Origin of the sequence: Bacillus sp. V3B, assembly GCF_024494465.1 — a bacterium.
Classification (GTDB): domain Bacteria; phylum Bacillota; class Bacilli; order Bacillales; family Cytobacillaceae; genus Bacillus_BD.
On sequence record NZ_JAETXM010000055.1, the window covers coordinates 1 to 5,421 of the forward strand.

A 5,421-nucleotide genomic window follows, 5' to 3' on the forward strand; every position below is an offset into this window, starting at 1 on the left:
GCTATGTTTGGAATGCTTTCGGTATTGGCGGAATTTGAACAGGACATTATTAGTGAACGAACGATGGCTGGGCTGAAGGCAGTCCGAGCTCGGGGACGTAAAGGTGGAAGGCCAAAAGTTAATCATCATAAGTTGAATTAAGCTATTGCGATGTATCATTCTAAACGAATGACGGTAAAGGAAATTCAGGAAGCAACCGGTGTTTCGGCAGCAACAATAGATCGAGAATTGAAGAAAGAGCAAATCCCGCAGTAAAGGATTATATTCATACTTAATTAAGGATTATAGAATTAATCCTACTGTCGCAATTATAGGGGGATATCAGAGAGAAAATAGGACAATATGAAATTAATTAAAATTCGAAAGGTATATTTAAACCTAAACCAGGTTGATACACATAAAAATCCCTTTGTAGATAAGACGGCGTTAAAAACCGATCTACCTTAAGTCAAGATTAGTTTATTTTATGTTTTTATTAAAAACCGGTAATTAGTTCGTCTTAATTAGAATAACTGTCAATTAAAACTTTTTTTAAATCACCATACCTATTTTTACTCACTCGAATTTCAGCATTAAGATTGTCTATTTCTAGGACATAGGATCTCATTAGATCATCCGGTTTAATTTTAGCAATTTTTGAAATTGGGATTAAAAAAGATTGATGAGGTCGAAAAAAATTGTGACTAGAAAGCATTTCCTCTAGTTCATTTAATGTATTATTACATTCTATTTCTTCATTATTTTTAATATTAATTACACACTTTCTCTCTCTTTTTTCTACAAAGTTAATCTCTTCTATATTTACAAATAAAATGGATCCTTTATCCTTAATCATGATTTTTTTTGGTATAAAAGTCATACTTCTACTTTTTTCTTCATTAGATTGGATATAATTCATTTTTTCTCTGTATTCAATGAGTGCCTTCTCAACCCAAAAAGGATTAATAGGCTTAACTAAGAAGTCAATAGGATATGTACCATATTTATAAATATTAAACTTATAGTTTATATGATTTCCTATAAAGACAAACTCAATATAGGGGAATTCAGTTTTTAACTCATTTGCTAACTTTAGAGCATTTATATTAGGCAATTCAATATTTAAAAAGACTAAATCAATTTTGCTTTTTTGTAAAAAACATTTGACATCGTTAACATCAGACAATTCATATACATTTGTAATGAAATTGTGACTAAGCATTTCTTTTAAAGAATTAATACACTTTTGTTCGTTATCCAAAATCAGTATATTTATCTCATACATTTATCATAATCCCTTTCTGAATTTTAAAAATTGGTATATTTACTTACTAAAACACAGTTCATATCCCCCATAAATAACGACATTACCCTTCCAAATAAGTAATTATTATCCATGAAATTCAGTTCAATATTATTAATAATAGGGACTTAAGGGAAGGGTAATTGGTTCTATTTTACATTTAAATTACAATTTCATGAAAATTTAACATTCTACAAATTGTAATTTCCTTCAACTTTATACAATAGATATTTATAATATACATATACAATATTTTGTACCTAAAAAACTACTTATTACCCTTTATAGGCAATTTATATAGACTGAATATTATATTAAGGTTATATTTAATGGAAAAAGACGTCTGCTATATTGCAATACAAGGTACTATAGGAATTCTATATCAAACAATTACTCTAAAAATACTTTTTTATTAATCGTGTTTGTAATGAATACATAGAAAGGGATGGAGTTATGTTACATAAATGGATAAAGTGGAAACTTATTATTAGGTGGAAAAATCAATGGAATTATCTCAAATTATTCCGTAACATTCCGTCAGGAAATAAATTTTGGATATTAGCCCTCATTATAAGCACCCTGAATTTTATTGTTATTTTTTTTGGTACTTACTTTTTATTTAAATTTAGTGTTTTTAATGAAAATTTAATAAATGGTCAATTCAATGGTATCCTTCTCAGTATCCTTTGGAAAATTCTTTCCTATGTTAGTGATAACTACGAAATTTTATGGTCGATTACATTTTTATTTATTTTTCTCTTTTCATTAATAACCGGTATTAGTTCCTCAAAGTGGCAGATACATTCAATAGATAAAGATTGGTTAACTATTACTTTAAAATTAAGTCCTACTAAAACGAGAATTTACTTATATTTAGAATCCATAACGTGGTATACAAAAGATTATTTTTGTAATCACTTACCTGTGTTGTTAGCTTTAGGGATACTTACTGAAATTAATTGGTTACAAATAACTTTAGTTATCTTATTAGCCTTTTTTCTTTTTATATTTATCAGTTTAATTACTTCAATCTTTCATAATAGATATTTAAGCTTGCAGAAATACAAATCAAATTACCTTTTTAAAGTAATCTTTAACGTTTCTCTAAGAGTATTCGCTATATATATAGCATTTTGGAGTGGAAAATCTATAGCTCCATGGATTAAAGATTTTCCACTAACCTCCAATGATCTAGATATACAAGTATATCAAGAATGGATCAATCAAGGATCAGACATTTTGATAAGTCTTTTCAGTCCCATTTTCACCGTGTTACAGCATCCTTTTTTACCACAAAATATATTAACAATGATTTTATTTGATAATGTCAATGTATTCACTTTACTTATTTTTACAACCATTGTTTTTTTATTATCTATTGTAGCTGTGCTTCTTGCAAAATATCAGGATAAAGATTTTGAACAAAAATATTATCCTTTTAAAAGGCTAGAAGAATGGAGTGTTAATTTAGGCAACCTCTTAGGACATCACTATTCAAACATTCTTTTTAAACATCAATTTAGAACCAGTTACTTTTTCCATAGATTCCAAACATTAATGGGATCAGTCCCTTTCTGGATTCAATTAGGTGTTTTTTCAGGATTACTTAGTGGAATTGAACCTGAAACTAAAATTTATTTTTTGGTATTGTCATTTTATTTATTCTTTTTCGTTTTCTTCTATGTTGATTCTGTATTTACTAATTTATTAGGAATATTTTCATTAGATAGTGAAGGGAAACACATTTTAATTCACTTACTTGCAGGTCAAACACTATGGGAATTGTTTAAATATAAATTTAGATTATTTATTGTTTTGACATTTCCTCTACTTTTAATTGGAGATATTATTTTTTTAATCTTTAATCAAGTTGAGATAAAATTGAGTCTTTTAATAATCTCACTTCATTCAGTAGCTTACATGTTATTTTCAATAATTTTATTCTTGCCGTCAGTCATTAGTCCGCATTTTAATTATTTAAATATCGAGCAAATAGATGAGTTTCCTGATAAAAAAGCAATTCAAGACATCATAAAGTTCTCGATGCTAGGGATTATAATACCCGCAAGCATGCTTCCAACTGCATTTTTACTAACAGATATGATCACCCTATTTAACTATATATTAACTCAATGGCTTTTCATGATCGGGTTATTCTTTGTTTTAATTATGATTTCATTACGTTTTATTCAATTACGATTAACTAAAATATCGAATATTGATCAACTATTTTTATAAGGAGAAGGAAGTATGAAACCAATATTAAAGTTCATAGAAGTTACAAAAACAGTCGAACAAAAAAAAATATTGAATAATATATCTTTTGAAATACCAAAAGGAAAAATTATTGCTTTTCTTGGTCAAAATGGAGCTGGTAAAACGACCACATTAAAGATTGCTTCTGGATTATTAACTTTTGATAACGGGAAAGTATTACTAAATGATACTCCAATTTCAATGTCTAAAAAAGATGTAATATTCATTCCTGACTTCCCTTTTCTATATGAAGAACTGACTGGATATGAATATATTCAATTTGTACTTGACCTTTTTAATTTAAAATTACCAAAAGATGAGATGACAAATCTTATTATTAAATATGATTTAGAAAAAGAAATTGGTAAAAAAATCAATAATTTATCCCTAGGAAACAAAAAAAAGTTATCTTTACTAACTTCACTATTAAACAATCCAAAATTACTATTGTTAGATGAATTTATCTCTGGTATTGATCCTATTAATATGAAAAAAATTAAATTAATTTTAAAAGAGTTTGTAGATAAAGGAAATTCCATCCTTTTGTCAACACATCAATTAGAAGTAGCACAGGGATTTTGCGATTCAATAATTGTGATTAATGAGGGCGAAATTTTAAGAAAAGATATTGATGTATCTTCAATACTAGAAAAAAATAATAATTTAGAAGATTATTTTATGATTACATTGGCTTTAGGAGGAAAGCATTCATGAGTAAAAAACTATTCTTTACAGTAATGACTGTATTTACTTTATTTGTAATACCCCCTTTAATTTATTCATTAATGACTGGTAATTATAAAGACACCATGGTTATCTCCATTATTTTCTTATTTGTTTTTTCGGTAACTTTCTTTAATATTTTAAAACAAAAAAAGAAAACTCATAAATAACATAAGACGCTATCATTAGAAAAGAATGATAGCGTCTTATGTATTTCAGTTTTAAAATGACTTAAATGTGTAAATAAGAACATTAATAGCCCTAATACGACAATAAAAGACCATAATACAAAAAAAATGTTTATAATGGAAGTTCTACATTTTCCAAAGCTGTACTTCTAGACAATAATTGAAAGTGTTTAAATACAAAACCTATTGATTGATTTCTAAAACCAGATATAAATACTTCATTTTTAAAATCAATTTTTTTATTATTTAATATATAATTTCCTTCAGTAGCCCGATCTAATAAACCTATAATATTCATTAAAGAAGACTTACCTGAACCAGAAGGTCCCATTATGGATACAAACTCACTCTTATTAATGTTTAAATTAATGTGTTTTAAAACAGGAAACTTAAGAGCACCATTTACATAACTTTTAGAAATGTTTTCTAATTTAATCATGATTCAATGATCTCCATTTCCTCAGAAGTACCATTTGAAGGATTTAATAATATCTTTTCATCAACTTCTAATCCACTTATAACTTCTTTAAAATTATTATCTAATATACCTGTCTCTATATACTGTTTCTTTAATGTATCTTCAATAACAACATAGACAAATTCCCCTTGATCATCAGTAACAATACTTTCTACAAGAACAACAGGCTTTTTCATTTCTCCTTTAATTTCAACTTCTACATTTACCTGGTAACCAGATTTTAATTCTTCATTGAATTCATTGAGTTCAACTTGAAAAGGATAAGTTGCAGTTTGATTTCCGGTACCTACTTGAGGTTCGTTGTGCATAATTATTGGCTCATTATCTATTTCTGACTACTCCCACCGCTAAAGTAGTGGGGTTCTTATGTACTTAAAGAAGCCTTACAAAGCTCTCCACAGTACATTTAAATGAAAAAGGAAGGCATCACCTTTCTTTTTTTGTTTTTAAACAAGAATCTGTGTACAACATCTTTGATTGATCTTCTGTTCCAT

Annotated in this window: 7 protein-coding genes; 4 read left to right on the forward strand and 3 right to left on the reverse strand. The window is 27.3% G+C overall.

Annotation, left to right across the window (positions count from 1 at the left end; translation table 11 throughout):
• Nucleotides 1-12: 12 nt before the first annotated feature.
• On the forward strand, nt 13-141 hold the full coding sequence (locus JMM81_RS22385; protein WP_256243776.1) for a recombinase family protein: 129 nt from the start codon (nt 13-15) through the stop codon (nt 139-141).
• A gap of 358 nt (nt 142-499) precedes the next feature.
• Here JMM81_RS22385 and JMM81_RS22390 read toward each other — a convergent pair whose 3' ends face one another.
• On the reverse strand, nt 500-1,264 hold the full coding sequence (locus tag JMM81_RS22390; RefSeq protein ID WP_256243768.1) for a LytR/AlgR family response regulator transcription factor: 765 nt from the start codon (nt 1,262-1,264) through the stop codon (nt 500-502).
• Between the two features lie 471 nt (nt 1,265-1,735).
• Between JMM81_RS22390 and JMM81_RS22395 the strand changes: the two genes are divergently transcribed.
• The 3 genes from JMM81_RS22395 to JMM81_RS22405 are packed head-to-tail and all read left to right on the forward strand — an operon-like array spanning nt 1,736 to nt 4,431.
• Nucleotides 1,736-3,520: a hypothetical protein gene (locus tag JMM81_RS22395; protein WP_256243770.1), complete on the forward strand. Its 1,785-nt coding sequence runs from the start codon at nt 1,736-1,738 to the stop codon at nt 3,518-3,520.
• A gap of 12 nt (nt 3,521-3,532) precedes the next feature.
• Nucleotides 3,533-4,252, forward strand: a complete 720-nt coding sequence (locus JMM81_RS22400) for an ATP-binding cassette domain-containing protein (RefSeq protein ID WP_256243772.1) — start codon at nt 3,533-3,535, stop codon at nt 4,250-4,252.
• Nucleotides 4,249-4,431, forward strand: coding sequence for a hypothetical protein (locus JMM81_RS22405; protein WP_256243773.1), 183 nt, complete (start codon nt 4,249-4,251; stop codon nt 4,429-4,431). Before JMM81_RS22400 ends, JMM81_RS22405 begins: the two co-directional genes overlap by 4 nt.
• A 130-nt stretch (nt 4,432-4,561) precedes the next feature.
• Here the strand turns inward: JMM81_RS22405 and JMM81_RS22410 are convergent, their stop codons facing one another.
• Together JMM81_RS22410 and JMM81_RS22415 are read right to left on the reverse strand one after the other, a co-directional pair.
• Nucleotides 4,562-4,888, reverse strand: a complete 327-nt coding sequence (locus JMM81_RS22410; RefSeq protein WP_256243774.1) for an ATP-binding cassette domain-containing protein — start codon at nt 4,886-4,888, stop codon at nt 4,562-4,564.
• Nucleotides 4,885-5,235, reverse strand: coding sequence for an efflux RND transporter periplasmic adaptor subunit (locus JMM81_RS22415; RefSeq protein ID WP_256243775.1), 351 nt, complete (start codon nt 5,233-5,235; stop codon nt 4,885-4,887). Before JMM81_RS22415 ends, JMM81_RS22410 begins: the two co-directional genes overlap by 4 nt.
• Between the last annotated feature and the right edge of the window lie 186 nt (nt 5,236-5,421).

Bases quoted from the DNA above. Each gene is read 5' to 3' on its own strand.
- JMM81_RS22385 (WP_256243776.1), top strand. From the start codon at position 13: ATGCTTTCGGTATTGGCGGAATTTGAACAGGACATTATTAGTGAACGA.
- JMM81_RS22390 (WP_256243768.1), bottom strand. From the start codon at position 1,264: ATGTATGAGATAAATATACTGATTTTGGATAACGAACAAAAGTGTATT.
- JMM81_RS22395 (WP_256243770.1), top strand. From the start codon at position 1,736: ATGTTACATAAATGGATAAAGTGGAAACTTATTATTAGGTGGAAAAAT.
- JMM81_RS22400 (WP_256243772.1), top strand. From the start codon at position 3,533: ATGAAACCAATATTAAAGTTCATAGAAGTTACAAAAACAGTCGAACAA.
- JMM81_RS22405 (WP_256243773.1), top strand. From the start codon at position 4,249: ATGAGTAAAAAACTATTCTTTACAGTAATGACTGTATTTACTTTATTT.
- JMM81_RS22410 (WP_256243774.1), bottom strand. From the start codon at position 4,888: ATGATTAAATTAGAAAACATTTCTAAAAGTTATGTAAATGGTGCTCTT.
- JMM81_RS22415 (WP_256243775.1), bottom strand. From the start codon at position 5,235: ATGCACAACGAACCTCAAGTAGGTACCGGAAATCAAACTGCAACTTAT.